Consider the following 20,387-nt stretch of genomic DNA (forward strand, 5'->3'; position numbering starts at 1 on the left):
GTGTATTCCTCCTAATCCTCGGACAGCCAGCTGCTGCGTAGCAATTTAGCAAAGTCTTCTGGTTTATCTTTTGCCATTTTTTCAAGCTGATTTTTTCTCACCATTTCTTCTGTTTCTGGCTCAGTATCGATATCAGGAACATGGATTGGTGTACGTTCATCAAGCTCAAACTCTTCTTCCTCTTCTTTTCTGCGCTTACGCACGAGAAGAATAATGAGAGCGATAATTGCAAGTAGTAGCACACCGCCTACAATATAAACCCAAATCGGCATATTGTTTGAAGGGTCTTCTGTCGTCGTTTGCTGTTTACCGTCTAATTTTGATACCGATAACACGATTTTGTTATCTAAGTCAGCTTGAGTGAGCGCTTGACCATTTGTGTATTCTTTATCAATTGATGTGCTGATGATTGTTGAAAGAATCTTTTTGATATCATCTTGCCTTTCAGTAGTTAAAGAGTTCGGATCGTTTGCAGTTGGTGGTTCAACCAATGCTTGTATGCCAACGTCTCTAATTTTGTAAGGACTTTCTTTGATATCTTTATGGATGCGGTTGACTTCATAATTGATACGATCTTCGCTCTTTTCGTAATCTCCGCTGCCATTCTCTCCATCGGTACCTTGATAATTCGTGACATCATCGTCACCTGTTCCAGCTGTGCCTCCAGCTGCTGCGCCGCTTCCTGAATAGGTTTCAGCAATCTTTTCAGCGCTGACAGCGATCCCTTGCATGTTTTCTTGATCAACTGGTTCGACAAGGTCTTCTTTTCTTTTTTCTTCAGTGAAATCAATGTCTGTTGTGACCGATACGGCAACTTTATCTTGACCCATCATGGTTCCTAGCAGCTGTTGAATTTTTCTTTGAAGGTTCTTTTCAATTTCCTCTTTTTTCTGCTGCTGTGCATCCATTCCACTTGCATAGGAATCCGAGCTACTGTTTAAGTCGTAGTAGTTGGAATCTTGGTCCATAATGACAATGTTTTCTGTTTTTAAATTTGGCACACTTTTTGAAATAAGATGATAAAGGCCTTTTACTTGTTGCTGCGTAAGCGTGTAGCCAGGCTGAATTTGCAACACAATTGATGCTGATGCATTACTTTGCTCTTCTCCAACAAAAACGGAATCTTTCGGCAGGTTAATCATAACCTTTGAATCTTTAATCCCATCAATCGTGTTGATCAGATTGGATAGTTCTGTCTGAGTTGCGTCTACTTTCAGAACATCAAATTCATTATCTGTTAAACCGAAACCGGAATTGTTCGCAAAGAAGGAGTAATCAATATTCCCTGTCTTAGGAAGTCCCTCTGATGCGAGTGTTACTTTTAAAGAGTCTGCTTGCTTTTCCGGAACTAGAATCGTCGTTCCGTTATTTGCAAGTTCCGATTTAACGTTTTTGCCATCCAGTTCCTGTTTGATTTGTCCTGCTTCTGCCTCAGACAAATCTCTAAAGAGCGGAACCATTTTTTCAGAAGAAGCAAAGATGCTAACAACCGTAATAATGATTGCTAGGGCAGCTACGCCGCCAATCATGAGTATTTTTTGTAATTTTGATCGATTTCGCCAAAACTCAACTGTTTTTGTTCTTAATTGCATTAAAGTACGATTCATCTTAACCCCCGGTCATTCCATTCAGTCTATTTTTTGTCCGCCAGCACCTCCTACATCTGCATTCTCATAATCTCTTGGTACGCTTCGACTGCTTTATTTCGAAACTCCGTTGCAGCTGTGAGTGTCACATTTGCTTTCTGTGCAGCAATCATGACTTCATCGAGGTTGACATCTTTGCCTTGTGCAAGAGCATTTGTATACTGGTCTGATTTCAGCTGTGATTGATTCAATGCCTCAATGGAATTCTTCAGCACATCAGAGAAATTCGTTTGACTTTTTGGTGCAGCCGCCTGCAATGGCGATGCATTCGTCAATTCACTTGCTTGCTGAGCGGTTTGAAGCTGGAAAGGAGATATTGCGTTAACCAATTCTTTTCACCTTACTTTCCTATTTCTAAAGCTTTCATCAGCATGCTTTTATTCGCATTCAGCGCAGTCACGTTTGCTTCGTATGACCTTGAGCTGCTGATGAGGTCAACCATTTCCTTTAATGGATCGACATTTGGTGTTTGAACATATCCATTTTCATTGGCATCGGGATTTGTAGGATCATATTGAAGGTTGAATGGAGTTTCGTCTTCTGTAACCTTTGTTACTTTGACGCCGTTTCCTAATTTGCCGCTCGAATTCATGCTTGAGTTCAATATAGATGAAAATGATTCACCTGACGGCTGTAATGTGACGAGCTTACGTCTATAAGGCTCCCAGTTGCCATCAACCTGTTTCGCTCTTGTTGTATCCATATTTGCAAGGTTTGAGGATACAACGTCCATTCTGAGCCTCTGTGCAGTTAATGCTGAGGCCGAAGCGTTAACGCCTGAAAAAATCGACATTATTTACCTCCTGTCAAAACTGTTTTAAGAGAATTGAATTTTCCGCTCATTCTTTCAACTAGCGCATTATACTGAATTTGGTTTTTAGCGAGTTCACTCATCTCTTGATCAATATCGACATTATTTCCGTTTTCTTGATAAGAAGTACGGTTACTCGAGACAACTGAATAATTAGACCCTGTTTCAGAAAAATCAATGTGACCTTGGTATGTTTTATTAGCATCTAATCTGCTTGACGCATCATTTAGCATGTCATGGAATGCGACTTTTTTCGACTTGTAGTTCGGTGTGTCTATATTCGCGATATTATTGCTTATGACTTTTTGCTTAACATTCGCTCTGCCCAAGGCATTCTCAAGGTTGCTTATCGTTCCAGAAAATATATCCAAAACCATATACCTCCAATCATATGTATTTCATTCCATTTAATCATGTCGAGATTTGTAAAACCATATGTTCATTGTAAGAAATAATAGGATTAAAGTCTATGATGTAGATGTAAAAAAAACTCGTAATATATATCTATTTTATGAATAGGTAAAAAGACCTAGATTCAAAGCACTACATAATTGTAAGGGTTTTCTTGGGAAATAGAGTGTCTTTTTTTGAAAAAATCCTCTTTTTTCATTCAAAAAAACCCTTCTCAGCATTTATTTCGGCTGAAAAGGGTTTTTGATTAATGAGATTTTAAATTTTCAAGTTCGATTAAAAATTTGTTGTTTAACACTTTGATGTACGTGCCCTTCATTCCAAGAGAACGAGATTCAATTACGCCTGCACTTTCTAACTTACGCAAGGCGTTTACGATGACTGAACGAGTGATGCCTACACGGTCAGCAATTTTACTTGCCACAAGCAGTCCTTCGTTTCCATCAAGTTCTTCGAAGATGTGCTCAATTGCTTCAAGCTCACTATAGGAAAGAGAACTGATCGCCATTTGGACAACCGCTTTACTTCTTGCTTCTTCTTCAATTTCTTCTGCTTTCTCGCGAAGAATCTCCATTCCAACAACTGTTGCGCCGTATTCAGCAAGAATTAAATCATCATCTGTAAATCTATCTTGCAAACGAGACAAGATTAACGTCCCTAAGCGATCTCCGCCTCCGATGATTGGAACAATTGTTGTCAAACCTGATTGGAATAAATCACGGTTCTCAATCGGGAAAGCTGTATACTCACTGTTGATGTCAAGGTTTGAAGACGTTTCAGGGACATTGAATAGACTTTTTGTATATTCTTCAGGGAACTGACGGTCTTCAAGCATTTTTTTCATACGTGCATTTTCGATCTGCTGGTTGATGGAATAGCCAAGAAGCTTCCCTCTTCTGCTTAATACGAAAATGTTTGAATCAATGACATCTCTAAGTGTTTCTGCCATTTCTTTAAAATTAACTGGTTTCCCCGCTGCATCTTGCAGCATCGAGTTAATAATCCTTGTTTTTTGTAATAACGCCATAATAATGATCCTCCTAGATTACTTTATTCATTTGTTAAAGTATAAATTGACTTAAGTCTTTGTTATTTGCAATCTTTCCTAGCTTCTCTTCTACATACTGAGGGGTGATGGTCACCGTTTCCATTGTAATATCAGGCGCCTCAAACGAAAGCTCTTCAAGCAGCTTCTCAAGTATGGTATGAAGCCTTCTTGCACCGATGTTATCCGTCTCCTGATTGACGTGATAAGCCACTTCAGCAATCTTAAGAATAGCATCGTCAGAAAATTCAAGAGATATACCTTCTGTTTCAAGTAAAGCTTTATATTGCTTTAATAACGCATTATCTGGTTCCGTTAAGATTTTCACAAAGTCTTCTATACTTAATTTATCTAATTCTACACGGATTGGGAAGCGCCCTTGCAGCTCTGGAATCAAATCTGATGGTTTCGCCATATGGAACGCGCCTGCTGCTACAAATAGCACATGATCTGTTTTTACAGCCCCATATTTTGTCATCACAGTGGAACCTTCTACAATCGGTAAAATATCACGTTGAACCCCTTCACGAGAAACATCTGCAGATGATGCACCGCCGCTTTTGGCAATTTTGTCGATCTCATCAATAAAAATGATCCCTTGCTGTTCTGCTTTTTGGACAGCTTCCTGACCGACTTCATCCATATCAATCAGTTTTGACGCTTCCTCAGCAGTTAACGCCTTTCTCGCTTCTCTAACAGTCAGCTTTCTGCGTTTTTTCTTTTTAGGCATGAGATTGCTGAGCGCATCCTGCATGTTCATACCCATTTGCTCCATACCTGAGCCTTGAAGCATGTCAAACATGGAGGGCTGCTGCTCTTCGACTTCAATCGTAACGTAATGATCTTCAAGTTCACCCATAGCCAGCTGGTGAGCCATACGTTTTCTTGTCGATTCAAGTTCTACCTCTTCATTTGAGTGATCTCGATCGCTGTCATCTGTATCAGAGCCGCCAAACAGCATTTCAAAAGGATTTTTCACAGACTGGCTTTTTTTCTTCCCAGGAACAAGCAGGTGAACAAGACGTTTGTTTGCTTGTTTTTCCGCTTCTTCTTGGACATCTTTCATCTTTTCTTCTTTGACAAGTCTGATCGCTGTCTCCACTAAATCTCTGACCATTGATTCTACGTCACGGCCGACATATCCAACTTCAGTAAACTTCGTCGCTTCCACTTTAATAAAAGGTGCACCAGAAATCCGGGCAATTCTGCGGGCAATCTCTGTTTTCCCTACACCTGTCGGACCGATCATTAAAATGTTTTTAGGAACGACTTCATCCTTTAGCTTATCATGTAAAAGACTTCTTCTGTAACGGTTTCTTAAAGCCACCGCCACTGCTTTTTTCGCATCAAGCTGACCAATAATGTACTGATCCAGCTTTTCAACTATTTCTCTTGGGGTGAACGGCTTTTTCTCCATACGTCTCATGTCCTTTCTATTCAAGCTCTTCTAAAGTGATTTGATCGTTCGTGTAGACACAGATTTCTCCGGCCGTTTCAAGAGCAGCCCTTGCAATCTCTCGAGCTGAGAGATGATCACCTGCATGTTTTTTGAGTGCTCTCCCGGCGCTAAGCGCATAGTTGCCGCCTGAGCCGATAGCCAAGATGCCATCGTCTGGCTCGATGACCTCTCCTGTTCCAGATACGAGCAGAATGCTTTCTTTGTTCATCACGATAAGCATTGCTTCAAGCTGTCTGAGCATCTTGTCACTGCGCCATTCTTTCGCCAGCTCTACTGCTGCTCGTTTTAAGTTGCCACCGTATTCTTCCAGCTTTGTTTCAAACTTCTCAAAGAGTGTAAATGCATCTGCTACTGAACCAGCAAAACCTGCGAGCACCTTGCCTCCGAAAAGACGGCGCACTTTCTTTGCTGTATGTTTCATGACGACAGCCTGCCCAAAAGTGACTTGACCGTCTCCAGCCATCGCACTTTTTCCTTTATGTTGAACGGCAAAAATGGTGGTTGCATGAAATGATGACATGAAAAAACCTCCTTTTAGAATCGTTTAAAAGCCCTTGGGTGATGAGACATGTACGTTTTTCTTAAAGAATCTTTTGATACATGTGTGTACACCTGAGTTGATGATAAATTTGAGTGACCGAGAAGTTCTTGAACACTTCTCAAATCAGCTCCCTCGTTTAAAAGGTGTGTAGCAAAGGTGTGCCTTAACATGTGAGGATGGATATGTAATGTGCCTGACGCTTTTTTCATTAATTCACTTAGAATGAATCGAACGCCACGGTCTGTAAGAGGAGCTCCGCGCTGATTCAAAAACACATGTGAACCAGCACGATCTTTTCCCTTACCTATCAGCTTCTGCCTTCCACTCTCTAAATAAGTGGAGAGCGCTTCATGTGCGTAAGAGCCGAAAGGAACATACCGCTGTTTGCTGCCTTTCCCATGAACAAGAACTGTATCCATCGATAAATCAAGATCAGATTCTTTTAATGAACATAACTCACTGACCCTCATACCTGTTGCATAAAGAAGTTCTAAAATGGCTTGATTTCTTTGACCAAGCGGTGTGCTCAGATCAGATACTGTAAACAGCTCTTTTAGTTCCTCTTCGTACAAAAATGAAGGAATGCGCTTATCCTGCTTTGGTAAGCTAACGAGTAAAAAAGGATTTTCTTTCACAAGCTGTTCTCTTAATAAAAATTTATAAAAGCTGCGAAGTGCAGAGACTTTCTTACTAATCGTTCTTCTTGTAAGGCCTTTTTCATAAGCTTCTGTTAAATAAATTCTCGTATCTTGATAGGATACCTCTTCAAAACCGTTTATTCCTTGAATGTTCATAAATCTGACAAACTCTTCAATGGCCTCCGTATATCCTGAGATCGTTAAAGCCGAATAGTTTTTTTCAATCTGCAAATATTCAATGAATAAGTGGACAAGACGCTGTTTATTCGTCATTTTTACACCTCTTTAAGGCTTTTAAATGGTATCACATATCTTGCTTCCGGTGCAATGTTTTACTACAGAGATTTCGAAATAGTTTGAATAGTTTCGATTGCGCGCTTAGCGTACTCTGCATAGCGCTCCTGTTTGTTTTTAATTCGAACGCCAAGATCTTTCAGCAAGCCAAAGTTTGCATTCATCGGCTGAAAGCTTTTCTTGTTTGTCGACGTAATGTAGTGAGCCATGCTGCCAATCGCCGTTTCCTCAGGGAGTGTAACAAGCTCTTCACCTTTGACAAAACGAGCCGCATTAATTCCAGCGACCAATCCTGAAGCCGCAGACTCGACATAGCCTTCAACACCAGTCATTTGTCCGGCAAAGAATAGATCGTCTCTGTTTTTAAACTGATACGTCGGTCTTAGAAGGCTTGGAGAGTTAATAAATGTATTACGGTGCATCACACCATACCGAACAATCTCTGCCTCTTCAAGACCTGGGATCAAACGGAACACTTCCTTTTGATCGCCCCACTTCAGATGCGTTTGGAAACCAACGATATTATACAAAGTACCTGCTGCATCATCCTGTCTTAATTGAACAACAGCGTAAGGTCTTTTTCCTGTTTTCGGATCTTCAAGCCCTACTGGTTTCATCGGGCCAAACAGCATTGTTTTCTTTCCTCTTTTCGCCATGACTTCAATGGGCATACAGCCTTCAAAGAAGATTTCTTTTTCAAACTCTTTTAATGGCACAGTTTCAGCAGAAATTAATGCCTCATAAAAACGATCGAATTCCTCTTCAGTCATTGGGCAGTTTAAATAAGCAGCTTCTCCTTTATCATAGCGTGATTTCAAGTATACTTTATCCATATTGATGCTGTCTTTCTCTAAGATCGGTGCTGCTGCATCGTAGAAATATAGATACTCCTCACCTGTTAATAATTTCAATTCTTTTGAAAGTGCTTCTGATGTAAGCGGACCAGTCGCAATAATTGTCGGACCTTCTGGAATGCTTTGCACTTCTTCTTGAAAGACTGTCACATTCGGATGATTTTTCACGCGGTCTGTGACATTGGCTGCAAATTCATGGCGATCTACTGCAAGCGCTCCGCCAGCAGGAACTGAACTTTCATCTGCTGCTGCAATAATGGCAGAATCTAAATGACGCATTTCTTCCTTTAATACACCTACCGCATTCGTCAAAGCGTTCGCACGCAATGAGTTGCTGCAGACTAGCTCTGCAAATTTATCAGTGTGGTGAGCTGGTGTTTGTTTAACAGGTCTCATTTCATACAGATTGACTTTAATTCCGCGTTTAGCAATTTGCCATGCCGCTTCACTTCCTGCTAAACCTGCTCCGATCACATTTACAAATTGACTCATTGTACAACTCTCCTATTTCGTAAGTTCTGTTTGATGACATAAAAAAGCAGGTGAACAAGGCTGCTCACCGCTATTTTTGTTGTTCCTCTTTATAATCACAATTCACACATTGAACTTGAACGCCTTTTTTCAGCTTTTTCTCTACAAGCATATTTTCGCACTTTGGACACTTTCTTTCAATTGGTTTGTCCCAAGAGACGAATTCACACGCTGGAAAACGATCACAGCCATAAAAAATGCGGCGCTTCTTAGATTTCCGTTCAACGATGTTTCCTTCGTGACAGGTCGGGCATTTGACACCGATATCTTTCACAATTGGTTTTGTGTTACGGCAGTCAGGGAAATTAGAGCATGCCATGAACTTACCGTATCTCCCCATTTTGTATACCATCGGATGCCCGCATTCTTCACAATCCACTCCGGCGTATTCAGGCTCAATCTCAACTTCTTGCATTTCTGCTTCTGCTTTTTCTACACGTTTTGCAAAGTCTTGATAGAAGCTGTCGATAATGCGAACCCATTCGATCGTACCTTCTTCAACGCTATCAAGTTCTTTTTCCATTTTCGCAGTGAATTCTACGTTAATGATTTCAGGGAAGAATTCAATAATTAAGTTGAGTACAATTTCTCCAAGCTCTGTTGGAATAAACCGTTTGTTATCAAGTGCGACATAGCCGCGCTTTTGAATCGTATCTAATGTTGGGGCATACGTAGATGGGCGACCGATACCAAGCTCTTCAAGCGTTTTGACAAGTCTTGCCTCTGTATAGCGGGGAGGCGGCTGCGTGAAGTGCTGTTCTGGTTCGATATCTTTTGAAAGAACCGTATCTCCCTCTTTTAGATCAGGGAGCATTTTGTCCTTTTCTTCTAACTGGTCGTCCTTCCCTTCAACATATACCTTCATAAACCCAGGGAATTTCACCTTGCTTCCATTAGCACGGAAAGTAAGGCCGTTATTTTCAAGATCCACACTCATTGTATCAAGAACAGCCGACGCCATTTGGCTTGCCACAAATCGTTCCCAAATCAATTTATAAAGTCGAAGCTGATCTCTGCTTAGCACATGTTTGACATCTGCTGGTTTTCTTAGCGTAGAAGTCGGCCGGATGGCTTCGTGAGCATCCTGTGCATTGTCGTTCTTTTTGGCAGTACGTTTTGTTGTATTTAAGAAATTCTTGCCGTACGTTTGATCAATGAAAGCAGATACTTCTTCAATTGCCGTATTGGAAATACGTGTTGAGTCCGTTCTCATATATGTAATGAGACCTACTGTACCTTCTTTCCCAAGATCAATCCCTTCATATAATTGCTGTGCAATCATCATCGTCTTCTTCGCACGGAAGTTGAGTTTTCTTGCTGCCTCTTGCTGCAAGGTAGATGTCGTAAACGGAAGAGCTGGGTTGCGTTTACGTTCTTTTTTTGTCACTTTTTCAACAGAAAATTTGCTTCCTTTTAATTTCGAAAGGATTTCTTTTACATCTTCTTTTGTTTTCAGAGGATGTTTTTTGCCGCCCACGCCAAAGAAACTAGCCTCAAAGCTTTCTTTTCCTTTTAGGAATGTACCATCAATTGTCCAGTATTCTTCTGGTTTAAATTCATTAATTTCATTTTCTCGGTCAATAATCAGGCGGAGTGCAACCGATTGAACACGACCGGCACTTAAGCCCTTTTTGACTTTTTTCCATAAAATCGGGCTAATTTTATATCCAACAAGACGGTCTAAAATCCGTCTTGCCTGCTGCGCGTCAACTAAGTCCATATTGATCATACGTGGATGCTTAAAGGAATCTTTAATTGCATCTTTTGTAATTTCGTTAAAGACAACGCGGCAGTCAGAAGAGAGGTCAAGGTCAAGGCTGTGTGCTAAATGCCAAGCAATCGCTTCTCCCTCTCTATCGGGGTCAGCTGCGAGATAGACTTTCTTTGCTTTTTTCGCCGCTGTTTTTAATTCCTTTAAAACCGGGCCTTTCCCGCGAATCGTAATATATCTCGGTTCGAAGTCATGCTCAGTGTCAACACCGAGCTGACTTTTCGGTAAATCCCTTACGTGCCCCATTGAAGCCTTTACTTTATACTTTTTTCCTAAATAACGCTCAATCGTTTTCGCCTTTGCTGGCGACTCAACGATGACTAAATAATCAGCCATACTCAAAATCCCCCTTAAGAGGTGTTCTCTCTTTATCCATTTCACAAATTGATATTTATGTTAATTGCACCTATCTAACAGGCAATTGTTAAAAATTCTTTATGATGAACATCATTATAAACACGAAAAACAAAGTGTAAACTTAAATCCTCACTATTATTAAATATTCCTATGTCTTTTGTCAAACGATATTTTTATGAGGGTTCAGTATATTGAACGCCCTGGAAGAAGAATTCCTCTAAAATATCTTTCGTAGAATGAACAAGCTTGGCTCCTTGTTGAATAAGTCTAGCTGGACCTGTGGAATTAGAATCAAAGATCGATCCTGCAACAGCAAACACTTCTTTTCCTTGCTCCAGTGCCTGATAGGCTGTAATAAGCGAACCGCTCTTTTCTTTGCACTGGATCACGATGGTTCCTTTTGTCAAAGCACTAATTAATCGATTTCTCATCGGAAAATGCCACTTTTCTGGTTTAATATAAGGCGGATGCTCTGACAAAAGCAAATGATGTTCTCCCATGTATTGAGCCATTTGCACATGTTCTTTTGGATATAGATGTTGAAATCCACCAGCTACAACTCCAATGGTTTTCCCCTTTTTCCTGATACACTCCTTATGTGCAAGTCCATCAATTCCTTTTGCTAAACCACTGACAATCGTCCAATTTTCCTCTACAAGTTCACCAACGATTTTTTTCACACATGCTTCTCCATAAGAGGACGGTACACGAGTACCTACTACACCTAAACTTTTTTCTTCATTTAAATATGTTATGTTTCCTTTTAGGAATAACACAGGGGGAGGATCATAAATGTGTTTTAGTGTGCTGGGATATAAGGATGATGTGATGGGAATCATGTGAATGTTTTGCTTTACATAGGCTTGAACGATGTGTTGAAAAATGGGGAATTCATTTTCTTCTGCTTGTTTTAAGCGGGTAAAGTCAATCTTTTGTAATGATCGATCCTGTTTGAAATGATGTGTTTCTTCATTTATATATAACTCAGGATCGACTTTCCACCATTTTGTTAACAAAGAGGGTGAGATGAGGCCTTTTAAGCGGTGAAAAATCATTCTTTCGGACACGTTGTACATACCATTCCTCCAGTTTAAGATAGATAGAAAGAAGAAGACTTGTCAAAGAACAAGTCTTCTTCTTTTATTAATGCGTTTTACAAGCTTCAAAGAGATTTTTCTCTTTTAACACTTTAATTAAGGTTTCTCCCATGACAGATGGTGTTTCTGCCACTTCAATTCCACATTCACGCATTGTTTTTACTTTTTCATCAGCCGTTCCCTTACCACCAGAAATAATGGCACCAGCATGTCCCATACGTTTTCCTGGAGGTGCTGTTTTACCGCCAATAAAACCAACAACTGGTTTGGTCATATTTGCTTTTACCCATTCAGCTGCTTCTTCTTCAGCCGTACCGCCAATTTCACCGATCATAATGACAGCATGCGTGTCAGGATCTTCATTGAAAGCTTTTAATACATCAATAAAGTTCGTCCCGTTTACAGGGTCGCCGCCGATCCCTACAGCTGTCGATTGACCAACACCAGCTTCTGAAAGCTGATGTACCGCTTCATATGTAAGCGTTCCAGAACGAGAAACAACACCAACATGACCTTTTTTATGAATATAGCCTGGCATAATGCCGATCTTACATTCTTCAGGTGTAATCACACCAGGGCAGTTTGGTCCAACAAGTCTTGTCTTCTTACCTTCCATATAGCGTTTCACTTTGACCATGTCCAGAACTGGAATATGCTCAGTAATACAGATGACAAGATCAACTTCTGCATCGACTGCCTCTAAAATGGCATCTGCTGCAAATGGTGCTGGTACATAGATAACAGAAGCATCTGCTCCAGTTGTCTGCACTGCTTCAGATACAGTATTAAATACAGGAACTCCTTCTACTTCAGTTCCACCTTTTCCAGGTGTGACACCGCCAACGATATTTGTTCCATACTCAATCATTTGTTTTGTATGGAATAATGCGGTTGAACCGGTAATCCCCTGAACAATTACTCTCGTATTTTTATTAATAAATACACTCATTTAGGTTCCCTGCCTTTCTGCTCTACTTGACTAAAGATACAATCTTTTCTGCCCCGTCAGCCATAGACTCAGCAGAAGTGATATTTAAGCCTGATTCACTCAGGATTTTCTTCCCTAATTCAACGTTTGTTCCTTCAAGACGTACAACGAGCGGTAATGTTAAGCCGACTTGTTTCGTCGCTTCAACTACACCTTCTGCAATCACATCACATTTCATGATGCCGCCAAAAATGTTCACGAAAATCCCTTTGACATTTTGATCAGATAAGATGATTTTAAATGCTTCCGTTACCTTTTCAGCAGTTGCACCGCCGCCAACATCTAGGAAGTTTGCAGGGTCCCCGCCGTAATGCTTGATGATATCCATTGTAGACATCGCAAGACCTGCGCCATTGACCATACAGCCAATGTTCCCATCAAGAGAAATGTAGCTAAGATCATATTTAGATGCTTCAATTTCTTTTGGATCCTCTTCATCAAGATCACGGTATTCTAGTATATCTTTTTGTCTATATAAGGCATTGCTATCAAAATTTAATTTTGCATCAAGTGCCATCACTTTTCCATCGCCTGTTACAACAAGTGGATTAATCTCAGCAATTGAACAGTCCTTTTCAATAAATGCGTTGTAAAGGCTTGTCATAAACTTAACAGCTTGGCCAACTAATTTTGTTGGAATATTAATTTTAAACGCGACTTCTCTCGCCTGATAGGCTTGAAGACCAATCGCTGGGTCGATGACCACTTTCACGATTTTTTCTGGCGTTTTTTCTGCTACTTCTTCAATTTCAGTACCGCCTTCTTCAGAAGCCATCAATACGATTCTTGATGTCGCTCTATCCAATACAAGTCCAACATAGTACTCCTTTTGAATATCGCAGCCTTCTTCAATAAGTAAGCGTTTTATTTCACGCCCTTCAGGCCCTGTTTGATGTGTAACAAGTGTTTTGCCGAGCAATTCCTCTGCAAACCCTTTCACTTCATCTTTTGTTTTTGCAATTTTTACCCCACCTGCTTTACCGCGGCCACCTGCATGAATCTGTGCTTTTACGACATATACAGAGCTTCCTAGCTCTTCTGATGCTTTCACTGCTTCATCAGGTGTAAATGCTACTTTACCATTTGGAACTGAAACCCCATATTTTCTTAGGATTTCTTTTCCTTGGTACTCATGGATATTCATTTCCCATCCTCCCAACATATGTAGAAACAAAAATTATAAAATAGACTGCGCTTTCATTTTAAAGAATAAAAAAGAGAATGTCTAGGGTTCTATGTAAAATCGTAAAATCCTTCTAAACATTCAAACTTTTATTTTATTAAAAATATAAATTTTTCAGTCAAAACACTTATTTTACCTTATTTTTTCATTTTTTGATCTAACCTATAGATAAATGAAAATATTTCTGCTACAGTATCGTATAACGCTTCTGGTATTTCCTCATCCAGCGTTAAATGGCGCATCAGTTCTACTAAATTAGGGTCTTCTTGGACGGGAACTCCTGCTTTTTTTGCTTCTTCAATTATATGATCTGCCACATAGCCGCTGCCTGTTGCGACGACTTTTGGCGCCTTTTGTTTTTCTTCATCGTAGTGCAGAGCGACCGCTCTTCTAAGCGGTTTTGAATCCTTCATACTCGTAAGTCCAGCCCTTTCTCGCTGATTTTATGAAAGTGTTCATCTAGAAAGTGAGACGGATCAATTGGCTCTTGCCTCTTTTTCGCTGTAATCCCAGTTAAACTATATCCTAGGGCATTTAAATTCTCTCGAACAGCTGGAATCATTGGATTAATGGTCCCTTGAAGTTCGTGTGCCGTCTCGACTGTAATTGACATGACCTTTTGCTGAATCGTACAGTCTATTAAAGTTTCTTCTAAGTTTTCCATGTTTAAGTAAAACATTAAACGGCACTGAGAAATATCAATAGAGCCATCTTTTTGCTTATGTCCTTTTAGAATAAAGGTTAAATCTTGAACACTATGTTTTGAGAAAAGAGGATAAGAAACCAGCATTTGATTCACCGTTTGGTTTTCCTGCTGCACAAATAACTGCCCATTTAATCGATGAAACAATTGATCCACTTCTTTTTTTACGGGCTCTGGTAAATCAGCCTGCCTCGCATCATTTAGGGCAAGCTTTAATTGATGGAGCTCCTGGCTTTTTACATCTTGGCTGCCTTTTTCCAATAATTTCAGCATACCAATTTCATCTCGTACACCTATCGCCTTTTTCATCGTCATCAGTAAATCGAGCACATCGGTTTTATTGCTTAATGCTGGTTCAGTCTGCTGAATGACCTGTGCCAATGTGTTCGCCTCTGCTTTTGAAAGAAACGGAAATGCCTTTTGAAGCACAGCCGCCTTTGCGTCCACTTGTGGTCCTGCCTGCTGGATCCCTTGAAGGAGCGAGGTGAGCTGTTTTAAATCCGGCTGCTGCTGTCCGTCTATCCCTTGCCTTGTGATGCTTGTCAGTATGCGTTCTATTTGCTGAAGCGGAAGCTGTTTTGGACTTAATAACTGCGGTATATTGTTCTGATTGACGGTATCCGCCTGCCGTCCTTGAATAACGGAAGACTGGCTCTGCTTTGCTTGCTGAGAAGGATTGACATGAGGCTGCCCCTGCAAACTGCCCCCTTGCTTCGTTTGGCCTTCTTTTGCACCTAGAAGCACCGATAAGAGCTTTTCTGCATGGACGGTCGTCTCAGCATCTACGACGGAACGTACAGCCTGTGTAAGAGCCTGTGTGGTTTCTGATTGCTTCGGAAGCTGTGTTAATCGATCCAGCAGTGCTGTCACATCCTGATGAAGTGCAGAGGATGACTTCACAGCTAATATTGATTGGAGCACGCCTTCTTGAATCGGTAAATCTTTCTTTAAAGCAAAAAGAAGTGCTTGCAGTCCTTTTTTGATATCCGCTCCTTGAAGCTGTTCAATCCATTTCACCGCCGTTTTTAGCTCTGCCTCGTTGATGACCGGTTTTTCTTTTAAAAAGGCTGTAGCCGTTAACATGTTTTCTAGTCCATTTTTAAGTGATAGGCCTTCTAATAGTTTAGCCGCTGCATCCTTTAATGTCTTTGGATCCTGGTCAAATTGCTGAACAGGTCTTAGTTTATTGAGGCTGTCTCCATTCTCTTGTTCAAATTGGAACCAATAGAACGAGTCTGCCTTTAGCTGAGCCGCTAGCTGTGCTTTTATTTTAGTGGATCCTATTTGAACAAGTGCGGTATCATCTCCAAGCATTTTCAGTACTTTGCCAAGAATCAGCCGGTGAACATTTTCCTTTCCTTCGGTGTTTAGCGGAACAGCCTCACCCGTATTCAGCCGGCTATTCAGTGCTGTATGTATATCTTCAACTCTTGTCATCTAAGGCAGCCTCCTTATGTCAAAAATTTATGAAATAACGGCTTTCACTGGCGCAAACGATATCCGGTGGATGGGGGTAGCACCATGTGTTTGAATGGCAGCCAGGTGCTCTTTCGTTCCGTACCCTTTATGTTTTTCAAATTGATACTCAGGATATTGTCGCCCGTACTCTTCCATCATCATGTCCCTTGTCACTTTCGCAATACATGCACCAGCTGCAATGGATGCACTTTTTGCATCTCCTTTGATGATGTTCTCCTGATGGATAGGAAGCGGGAGCGTCATCGCATCTATGAGTAGATAATCAGGTGTATGAGTTAGCTGCTCCACAGCCCTCACCATCGCCAGTCTTGATGCTTCGTATATATTGATTTCATCAATCGTAGCCGCATCAACAATGCCGATTCCGATATCAAGTGCTTCCTCTTGAATCAGATGATAATAGATCATTCTTTTTTTCTCAGATAGTTGCTTTGAGTCGTTTAATCCAAGCAGAACGGTATCTTCTTTTAATATCACAGCTGCTGCGACGACTGGGCCTGCCAGCGGTCCTCTTCCTGCTTCATCTATACCTGCAATACAAGTGTAGCCTTGCGCCTTTGCGCTCGTTTCAAATTGCAGCATTCGGTTCCATGCTGACCGAAGCTCTTGCTGCTTTTCTCTCTCTTTGTGCCACTTTTCTAGCAGCTTTTGGACACTTTTTCTCGTATCATCTTTCACAAGTTCATGAATGTATGACTCATCATCCGCATGCTTTTCTATCAATTCTTTTATTTGTTTCACAGTATACATCGGCTTTTCCGCAGCCTCCTTCTTTATATCGGCAGTTTTTCATAAAAAATAAAGACCCGCATGAGCTGCGTGTCTTTTAACTTTCAGGCTTCTCAAAAGTGAGGGGACCAAATTTTTCCGTTCGAATATCCCGAATAATGATTTCGGTCGTTTTGTCGTAATTAATGAATCCACCACTCATCAGACAGCCGCGCTTTGTGCCAATGGCATCAAACAGCTCAACTGTATCTTCAGGTATGTCTGCCAAATCATAGCGTTTTTTTAATCGCTCTGGATAGTGCTCTTCTAGAAAGCGGAGTGCATACACGGCGACATCCTGTAAGTTGATGATGGAGTCTTTGATCGCTCCAGTGACAGCCAGCCTAAGTCCTACTTGTTCATCTTCAAATTTCGGCCATAGTATTCCAGGGGTATCGAGCAGTTCAAGTTCTTTCCCGACCTTCACCCATTGCTGTGATGTCGTAATACCAGGTCGATCTCCTGTTTTGGCGATGTTTCTCTTTGCTAAACGATTGATCAAGGTTGATTTCCCAACATTAGGAATCCCGATAATCAGTGCTCGAATCGCACGCGGCTTGACACCTTTTGCTTTCATGCGGTCGAATTTTTCTTTTAAGATTTCTTTTGATGTCGTGATGATCTGATTTAGCCCTTGGCCATCGACAGAGTTAATAGCAAGTGACCGAACACCTTGCTTTTCAAAATGCGCTTGCCACTCTTTTGTCATACGAGGATCTGCTTTATCGGCTTTATTTAAGAGCATGATTTTCGGTTTATTTTGAAGGATTTCTTCGATCATTGGGTTTCTAGAGGACATCGGAATTCTTGCATCTGTTAATTCAAATACGATGTCGATGAGCTTTAATTTTTCTGTGACTTCCCGTCTTGCTTTTGCCATATGGCCTGGAAACCATTGAATCGTCATATGTGCACCTTCTCTCTTCTAACGGTTGTCTCTATACATTGTACAAAAAAAGAGCCTGTTACAGGTAACAAGCTCTTTCCTTTGATATCATTATCGTCTGATTTCTTTGATACGAGCCGCTTTACCGCGAAGTTCACGTAGGTAGTAAAGTTTCGCACGACGTACCTTACCGTGACGTACAACTTCGATCTTAGCGATTTTTGGTGTGTGTACAGGGAATGTACGCTCAACGCCTACACCGTAAGAGATCTTACGAACTGTGAAAGTTTCGCTGATTCCACCACCACGACGCTTAATTACTACACCTTCAAAGATCTGGATACGCTCACGAGTACCCTCAACAACTTTAACGTGTACACGTAAAGTGTCACCAGGACGGAACGCAGGAAGATCAGTGCGTAATTGTTCTTTTGTGATTTCTTCAATCAAATGTTGCATCGTTTTCAACTCCTTCCAACAGATGCTCATGTCCTCTTTCTTCATTGCAGCGGAACATCGTTTTCAAACTTGAATCGGCAAGCCGTCCAAGTCACAAGTAGTATCATACCACACCTCTATGACGTGTGCAATACAATCTAGTCATTATGAAGCTGCCAAAGCCATCTTTTTTCTTCATCGGTTAATGTTTTGCAAGAATCGATCAAATCCGGCCGTCTTGTATAGGTTCGCTTCAAGGATTCTTTACGCCGCCACTCTTCAATCTTGGCATGATTACCAGAGAGCAGGACATCCGGTACTTTCAACCCTTTATAATCAGCTGGTCTTGTATAGTGCGGATGCTCAAGCAGACCTGTACTAAATGAATCTTCGATATGAGACGCTTCTTTTCCAAGCACATGAGGCAAAAGCCTGACCACACTGTCTGCAATCATCATCGCCGGCAGCTCTCCGCCTGTGAGAACAAAATCTCCGATTGAGATTTCATCTGTGACAAGATGCTCCCTGATGCGCTCATCGTAGCCTTCATAGTGGCCGCAAATGAACATAAGATGCTCTTCTTTTGCAAGCTCTTCTGCTTTCTTTTGTGTATATCTTTCTCCTTGAGGACAGACAAGAATAATGCGGGGCTTCTTGTTTGCTTTTTTCGTCAAATCTTCTACCGCATCAAATACAGGCTGTGCTTTCAGTACCATGCCAGCACCGCCGCCATACGGGTAGTCATCCACTGTTTTATGCTTATGATCCGAATACTCTCTAAAATTGACGACTTGAAATGAGACGGCGTCTTTCTCCTGAGCTTTTTTTAAGATCGATGAGTGAAGCACGCCTTCGAACATTTCAGGAAAAAGCGTTAAAAAATCAATTTTCATTCGTCAATGAGTCCTTCCATCACTTCAATGTGTACTTTCTTGGATGAGATATCAACTGTTTTGACGACAGATGGAATATAAGGGATAAGGGCATCTTTTTTGCCTTTTCTTCCAACAACCCATACATCATTTGCCCCTGGCGTTAAAATCTCTTTGATTTGACCGATGAACTTGTCCTCTTCATCGTAAACTTCGCAGCCGATGATTTCGTGGAAATAAAATTCCCCTTCATCTAATGACCCGAGATGTTCTTTTTCTACTTTTAAAATTGATTCCTTTAATTGCTCTGCTTCATTTAATGAGCCGACTTCTTCAAATGTAAGCAAATCAAACTGTTTGTGCTGCCGGTGTGATGCGACAGTGACTTTCAGCGGCTCTTTTTGACCTTGCTTAAAAATATAAAGGACGCTTCCTTTTTTGTAGCGCTCTTCTGGGAAATCTGTCTTTGACACGACGCGCACTTCTCCGCGCACTCCGTGTGTATTGACGATCTTCCCAACATTCAACCAATCTAGCTCCATGTTCTCAAATCACCCCTGACGTATTTCCACAATGGTGCCGTCTTTTACGACGATGACATTATCTTGCATTTTGTCATCCCACTTATCACCTATTTTCACTTCAACAAGCGCATCCACTTCTGTTTCTTTCATTTCACTTCCTAGCGGCAAAATATGCAGCTGCTCGACCTGAAAATCAATTTGTCTGATCTTCTCTTGCCTTTTTTCAATGGCTTTTTGAAATTGAGGGATGGCTTCTTGTTGATGTGGTTCTTTTTCATGCTTCTTTAGTTGAAAATATAATTGATTGCATTCACGTTCTAGTCTTTCTTTTTTCTCCAAAAAAGTCGTTAACAGTTTGTCCTTACTGCTTTCAGTTAATACTTGCATCACGGTGACATGTTGAATGATCTGCATCTTCCTTTTTGTCCCCCTATCCGAAGGCATTTGTCCTCTACAGTATAACGAAAAATAGATTTAAACGTGTAAAAAAAGGGGAGGTCCTAAGCCCTCTCCCTTTTTAGTCAGCAATCTCAAGTTGAACTTTCTTAGAAGACTCTGCACCTGCTGCAAACATGACTGTTCGTATCGCTTTTGCTGTACGTCCCTGCTTTCCGATCACTTTTCCGGTATCTTCGGCATTGACAGACAGTGTGTAAATCACCTGCTCATCTTTTTCTAATGAAGATACGTGAATATCTTCAGGAAAATCAACAAGTGGCTCGACGATGGACACAATCAATTCTTCCAAGGACAGCTCTTTCATTATTTGCTGTTTTTCGCATGATGAAATTTTTCAAGAATTCCTTGGCTTGAGAAAAGGTTACGAACTGTATCAGATGGTTTCGCACCATTTTGAAGCCATTTAAGCGCTAATTCTTCGTTGATTTTCACCTCAGCTGGTGATACCACTGGGTTGTAAGTTCCAACTGTTTCAATGAAACGACCATCACGTGGTGAACGAGAATCTGCTACAACAATACGATAGAAAGGAGATTTTTTTGCTCCCATACGTTTTAAACGAATTTTTACTGCCATTTTACTAGCACCTCCGAAAATATTTCAACAAAATAGTATATTAACAATGATAAAAG

23 protein-coding genes are annotated in these 20,387 nt (G+C 40.9%); all 23 read right to left on the reverse strand.

Annotated elements, in window-relative coordinates:
• Positions 1 to 11: 11 nt before the first annotated feature.
• Positions 12 to 1,607, reverse strand: a complete 1,596-nt coding sequence (gene fliF, locus GPA07_RS11710) for a flagellar basal-body MS-ring/collar protein FliF (RefSeq protein ID WP_157292564.1) — start codon at positions 1,605 to 1,607, stop codon at positions 12 to 14.
• A 50-nt stretch (positions 1,608 to 1,657) separates the two neighbouring features.
• Complete coding sequence (gene fliE / locus GPA07_RS11715; RefSeq protein ID WP_008354494.1) at positions 1,658 to 1,975, reverse strand: flagellar hook-basal body complex protein FliE; 318 nt, start codon at positions 1,973 to 1,975, stop codon at positions 1,658 to 1,660.
• A gap of 11 nt (positions 1,976 to 1,986) precedes the next feature.
• Positions 1,987 to 2,439 (reverse strand): flagellar basal body rod protein FlgC, encoded by a 453-nt coding sequence (gene flgC / locus GPA07_RS11720; protein WP_008354495.1) that lies wholly within the window; start codon positions 2,437 to 2,439, stop codon positions 1,987 to 1,989.
• Positions 2,439 to 2,828, reverse strand: a complete 390-nt coding sequence (gene flgB / locus GPA07_RS11725; RefSeq protein WP_008354496.1) for a flagellar basal body rod protein FlgB — start codon at positions 2,826 to 2,828, stop codon at positions 2,439 to 2,441. The genes flgC and flgB overlap by 1 nt, the downstream gene beginning before the upstream one ends.
• Positions 2,829 to 3,115: 287 nt before the next feature.
• A complete protein-coding gene (gene codY / locus GPA07_RS11730; RefSeq protein WP_008354497.1) occupies positions 3,116 to 3,895 on the reverse strand; it encodes a GTP-sensing pleiotropic transcriptional regulator CodY in 780 nt (259 codons plus the stop codon).
• A 34-nt stretch (positions 3,896 to 3,929) separates the two neighbouring features.
• On the reverse strand, positions 3,930 to 5,330 hold the full coding sequence (gene hslU / locus GPA07_RS11735; protein WP_008354498.1) for an ATP-dependent protease ATPase subunit HslU: 1,401 nt from the start codon (positions 5,328 to 5,330) through the stop codon (positions 3,930 to 3,932).
• A 16-nt stretch (positions 5,331 to 5,346) separates the two neighbouring features.
• Positions 5,347 to 5,892, reverse strand: coding sequence for an ATP-dependent protease subunit HslV (hslV, locus tag GPA07_RS11740; protein ID WP_008354499.1), 546 nt, complete (start codon positions 5,890 to 5,892; stop codon positions 5,347 to 5,349).
• Positions 5,893 to 5,906: 14 nt separating this feature from the next.
• Positions 5,907 to 6,824 carry a tyrosine recombinase XerC gene (xerC, locus tag GPA07_RS11745; RefSeq protein ID WP_008354500.1) on the reverse strand — a complete coding sequence of 306 codons (918 nt, stop codon included), beginning with the start codon at positions 6,822 to 6,824 and terminating at the stop codon, positions 5,907 to 5,909.
• 62 nt (positions 6,825 to 6,886) lie between these two features.
• Positions 6,887 to 8,191, reverse strand: coding sequence for an FADH(2)-oxidizing methylenetetrahydrofolate--tRNA-(uracil(54)-C(5))-methyltransferase TrmFO (trmFO, locus tag GPA07_RS11750; RefSeq protein ID WP_008354501.1), 1,305 nt, complete (start codon positions 8,189 to 8,191; stop codon positions 6,887 to 6,889).
• 70 nt (positions 8,192 to 8,261) lie between these two features.
• Entirely contained in the window at positions 8,262 to 10,337 is a 2,076-nt protein-coding gene (topA, locus tag GPA07_RS11755) for a type I DNA topoisomerase (protein ID WP_008354502.1), read from the reverse strand.
• Positions 10,338 to 10,531: 194 nt separating this feature from the next.
• Positions 10,532 to 11,434, reverse strand: coding sequence for a DNA-processing protein DprA (gene dprA, locus GPA07_RS11760; protein WP_157292565.1), 903 nt, complete (start codon positions 11,432 to 11,434; stop codon positions 10,532 to 10,534).
• 67 nt (positions 11,435 to 11,501) lie between these two features.
• Complete coding sequence (sucD, locus tag GPA07_RS11765) at positions 11,502 to 12,404, reverse strand: succinate--CoA ligase subunit alpha (protein ID WP_008354504.1); 903 nt, start codon at positions 12,402 to 12,404, stop codon at positions 11,502 to 11,504.
• A 22-nt stretch (positions 12,405 to 12,426) separates the two neighbouring features.
• The gene (gene sucC, locus GPA07_RS11770) at positions 12,427 to 13,587 is read right to left on the reverse strand and encodes an ADP-forming succinate--CoA ligase subunit beta (protein ID WP_008354505.1); all 1,161 of its coding nucleotides are present in this window, start codon (positions 13,585 to 13,587) and stop codon (positions 12,427 to 12,429) included.
• Positions 13,588 to 13,763: 176 nt separating this feature from the next.
• On the reverse strand, positions 13,764 to 14,039 hold the full coding sequence (locus GPA07_RS11775; protein WP_008354506.1) for a FlhB-like flagellar biosynthesis protein: 276 nt from the start codon (positions 14,037 to 14,039) through the stop codon (positions 13,764 to 13,766).
• Positions 14,036 to 15,766 (reverse strand): glycosyltransferase, encoded by a 1,731-nt coding sequence (locus GPA07_RS11780; RefSeq protein WP_157292566.1) that lies wholly within the window; start codon positions 15,764 to 15,766, stop codon positions 14,036 to 14,038. The genes GPA07_RS11775 and GPA07_RS11780 overlap by 4 nt, the downstream gene beginning before the upstream one ends.
• Positions 15,767 to 15,793: 27 nt before the next feature.
• Complete coding sequence (locus GPA07_RS11785; RefSeq protein ID WP_157292567.1) at positions 15,794 to 16,558, reverse strand: ribonuclease HII; 765 nt, start codon at positions 16,556 to 16,558, stop codon at positions 15,794 to 15,796.
• 76 nt (positions 16,559 to 16,634) lie between these two features.
• Complete coding sequence (gene ylqF, locus GPA07_RS11790; protein ID WP_071167626.1) at positions 16,635 to 17,483, reverse strand: ribosome biogenesis GTPase YlqF; 849 nt, start codon at positions 17,481 to 17,483, stop codon at positions 16,635 to 16,637.
• 90 nt (positions 17,484 to 17,573) lie between these two features.
• Complete coding sequence (rplS, locus tag GPA07_RS11795; RefSeq protein ID WP_008354510.1) at positions 17,574 to 17,921, reverse strand: 50S ribosomal protein L19; 348 nt, start codon at positions 17,919 to 17,921, stop codon at positions 17,574 to 17,576.
• Positions 17,922 to 18,058: 137 nt separating this feature from the next.
• The gene (trmD, locus tag GPA07_RS11800; protein ID WP_008354511.1) at positions 18,059 to 18,793 is read right to left on the reverse strand and encodes a tRNA (guanosine(37)-N1)-methyltransferase TrmD; all 735 of its coding nucleotides are present in this window, start codon (positions 18,791 to 18,793) and stop codon (positions 18,059 to 18,061) included.
• On the reverse strand, positions 18,790 to 19,314 hold the full coding sequence (gene rimM / locus GPA07_RS11805) for a ribosome maturation factor RimM (protein ID WP_157292568.1): 525 nt from the start codon (positions 19,312 to 19,314) through the stop codon (positions 18,790 to 18,792). Before rimM ends, trmD begins: the two co-directional genes overlap by 4 nt.
• A gap of 9 nt (positions 19,315 to 19,323) precedes the next feature.
• The gene (locus GPA07_RS11810; RefSeq protein WP_008354515.1) at positions 19,324 to 19,710 is read right to left on the reverse strand and encodes a YlqD family protein; all 387 of its coding nucleotides are present in this window, start codon (positions 19,708 to 19,710) and stop codon (positions 19,324 to 19,326) included.
• 103 nt (positions 19,711 to 19,813) lie between these two features.
• Positions 19,814 to 20,059, reverse strand: coding sequence for a KH domain-containing protein (locus tag GPA07_RS11815; RefSeq protein WP_157292569.1), 246 nt, complete (start codon positions 20,057 to 20,059; stop codon positions 19,814 to 19,816).
• Positions 20,059 to 20,331: a 30S ribosomal protein S16 gene (rpsP, locus tag GPA07_RS11820; RefSeq protein ID WP_008354520.1), complete on the reverse strand. Its 273-nt coding sequence runs from the start codon at positions 20,329 to 20,331 to the stop codon at positions 20,059 to 20,061. Before rpsP ends, GPA07_RS11815 begins: the two co-directional genes overlap by 1 nt.
• Between the last annotated feature and the right edge of the window lie 56 nt (positions 20,332 to 20,387).

Source organism: Bacillus sp. ms-22, assembly GCF_009759805.1.
Taxonomy (GTDB): Bacteria; Bacillota; Bacilli; order Bacillales; family Bacillaceae; genus Bacillus; species Bacillus xiamenensis.

Excerpts from the sequence above, each read along its gene's own strand:
- fliF (WP_157292564.1), bottom strand. The coding sequence starts at position 1,607 with ATGAATCGTACTTTAATGCAATTAAGAACAAAAACAGTTGAGTTTTGG.
- flgC (WP_008354495.1), bottom strand. The coding sequence starts at position 2,439 with ATGTCGATTTTTTCAGGCGTTAACGCTTCGGCCTCAGCATTAACTGCA.
- codY (WP_008354497.1), bottom strand. The coding sequence starts at position 3,895 with ATGGCGTTATTACAAAAAACAAGGATTATTAACTCGATGCTGCAAGAT.
- hslU (WP_008354498.1), bottom strand. The coding sequence starts at position 5,330 with ATGGAGAAAAAGCCGTTCACCCCAAGAGAAATAGTTGAAAAGCTGGAT.
- hslV (WP_008354499.1), bottom strand. The coding sequence starts at position 5,892 with ATGTCATCATTTCATGCAACCACCATTTTTGCCGTTCAACATAAAGGA.
- xerC (WP_008354500.1), bottom strand. The coding sequence starts at position 6,824 with ATGACGAATAAACAGCGTCTTGTCCACTTATTCATTGAATATTTGCAG.
- trmFO (WP_008354501.1), bottom strand. The coding sequence starts at position 8,191 with ATGAGTCAATTTGTAAATGTGATCGGAGCAGGTTTAGCAGGAAGTGAA.
- topA (WP_008354502.1), bottom strand. The coding sequence starts at position 10,337 with ATGGCTGATTATTTAGTCATCGTTGAGTCGCCAGCAAAGGCGAAAACG.
- dprA (WP_157292565.1), bottom strand. The coding sequence starts at position 11,434 with ATGTACAACGTGTCCGAAAGAATGATTTTTCACCGCTTAAAAGGCCTC.
- sucD (WP_008354504.1), bottom strand. The coding sequence starts at position 12,404 with ATGAGTGTATTTATTAATAAAAATACGAGAGTAATTGTTCAGGGGATT.
- sucC (WP_008354505.1), bottom strand. The coding sequence starts at position 13,587 with ATGAATATCCATGAGTACCAAGGAAAAGAAATCCTAAGAAAATATGGG.
- GPA07_RS11775 (WP_008354506.1), bottom strand. The coding sequence starts at position 14,039 with ATGAAGGATTCAAAACCGCTTAGAAGAGCGGTCGCTCTGCACTACGAT.
- GPA07_RS11780 (WP_157292566.1), bottom strand. The coding sequence starts at position 15,766 with ATGACAAGAGTTGAAGATATACATACAGCACTGAATAGCCGGCTGAAT.
- GPA07_RS11785 (WP_157292567.1), bottom strand. The coding sequence starts at position 16,558 with ATGTATACTGTGAAACAAATAAAAGAATTGATAGAAAAGCATGCGGAT.
- ylqF (WP_071167626.1), bottom strand. The coding sequence starts at position 17,483 with ATGACGATTCAATGGTTTCCAGGCCATATGGCAAAAGCAAGACGGGAA.
- rplS (WP_008354510.1), bottom strand. The coding sequence starts at position 17,921 with ATGCAACATTTGATTGAAGAAATCACAAAAGAACAATTACGCACTGAT.
- trmD (WP_008354511.1), bottom strand. The coding sequence starts at position 18,793 with ATGAAAATTGATTTTTTAACGCTTTTTCCTGAAATGTTCGAAGGCGTG.
- rimM (WP_157292568.1), bottom strand. The coding sequence starts at position 19,314 with ATGGAGCTAGATTGGTTGAATGTTGGGAAGATCGTCAATACACACGGA.
- GPA07_RS11810 (WP_008354515.1), bottom strand. The coding sequence starts at position 19,710 with ATGCAGATCATTCAACATGTCACCGTGATGCAAGTATTAACTGAAAGC.
- GPA07_RS11815 (WP_157292569.1), bottom strand. The coding sequence starts at position 20,059 with ATGAAAGAGCTGTCCTTGGAAGAATTGATTGTGTCCATCGTCGAGCCA.
- rpsP (WP_008354520.1), bottom strand. The coding sequence starts at position 20,331 with ATGGCAGTAAAAATTCGTTTAAAACGTATGGGAGCAAAAAAATCTCCT.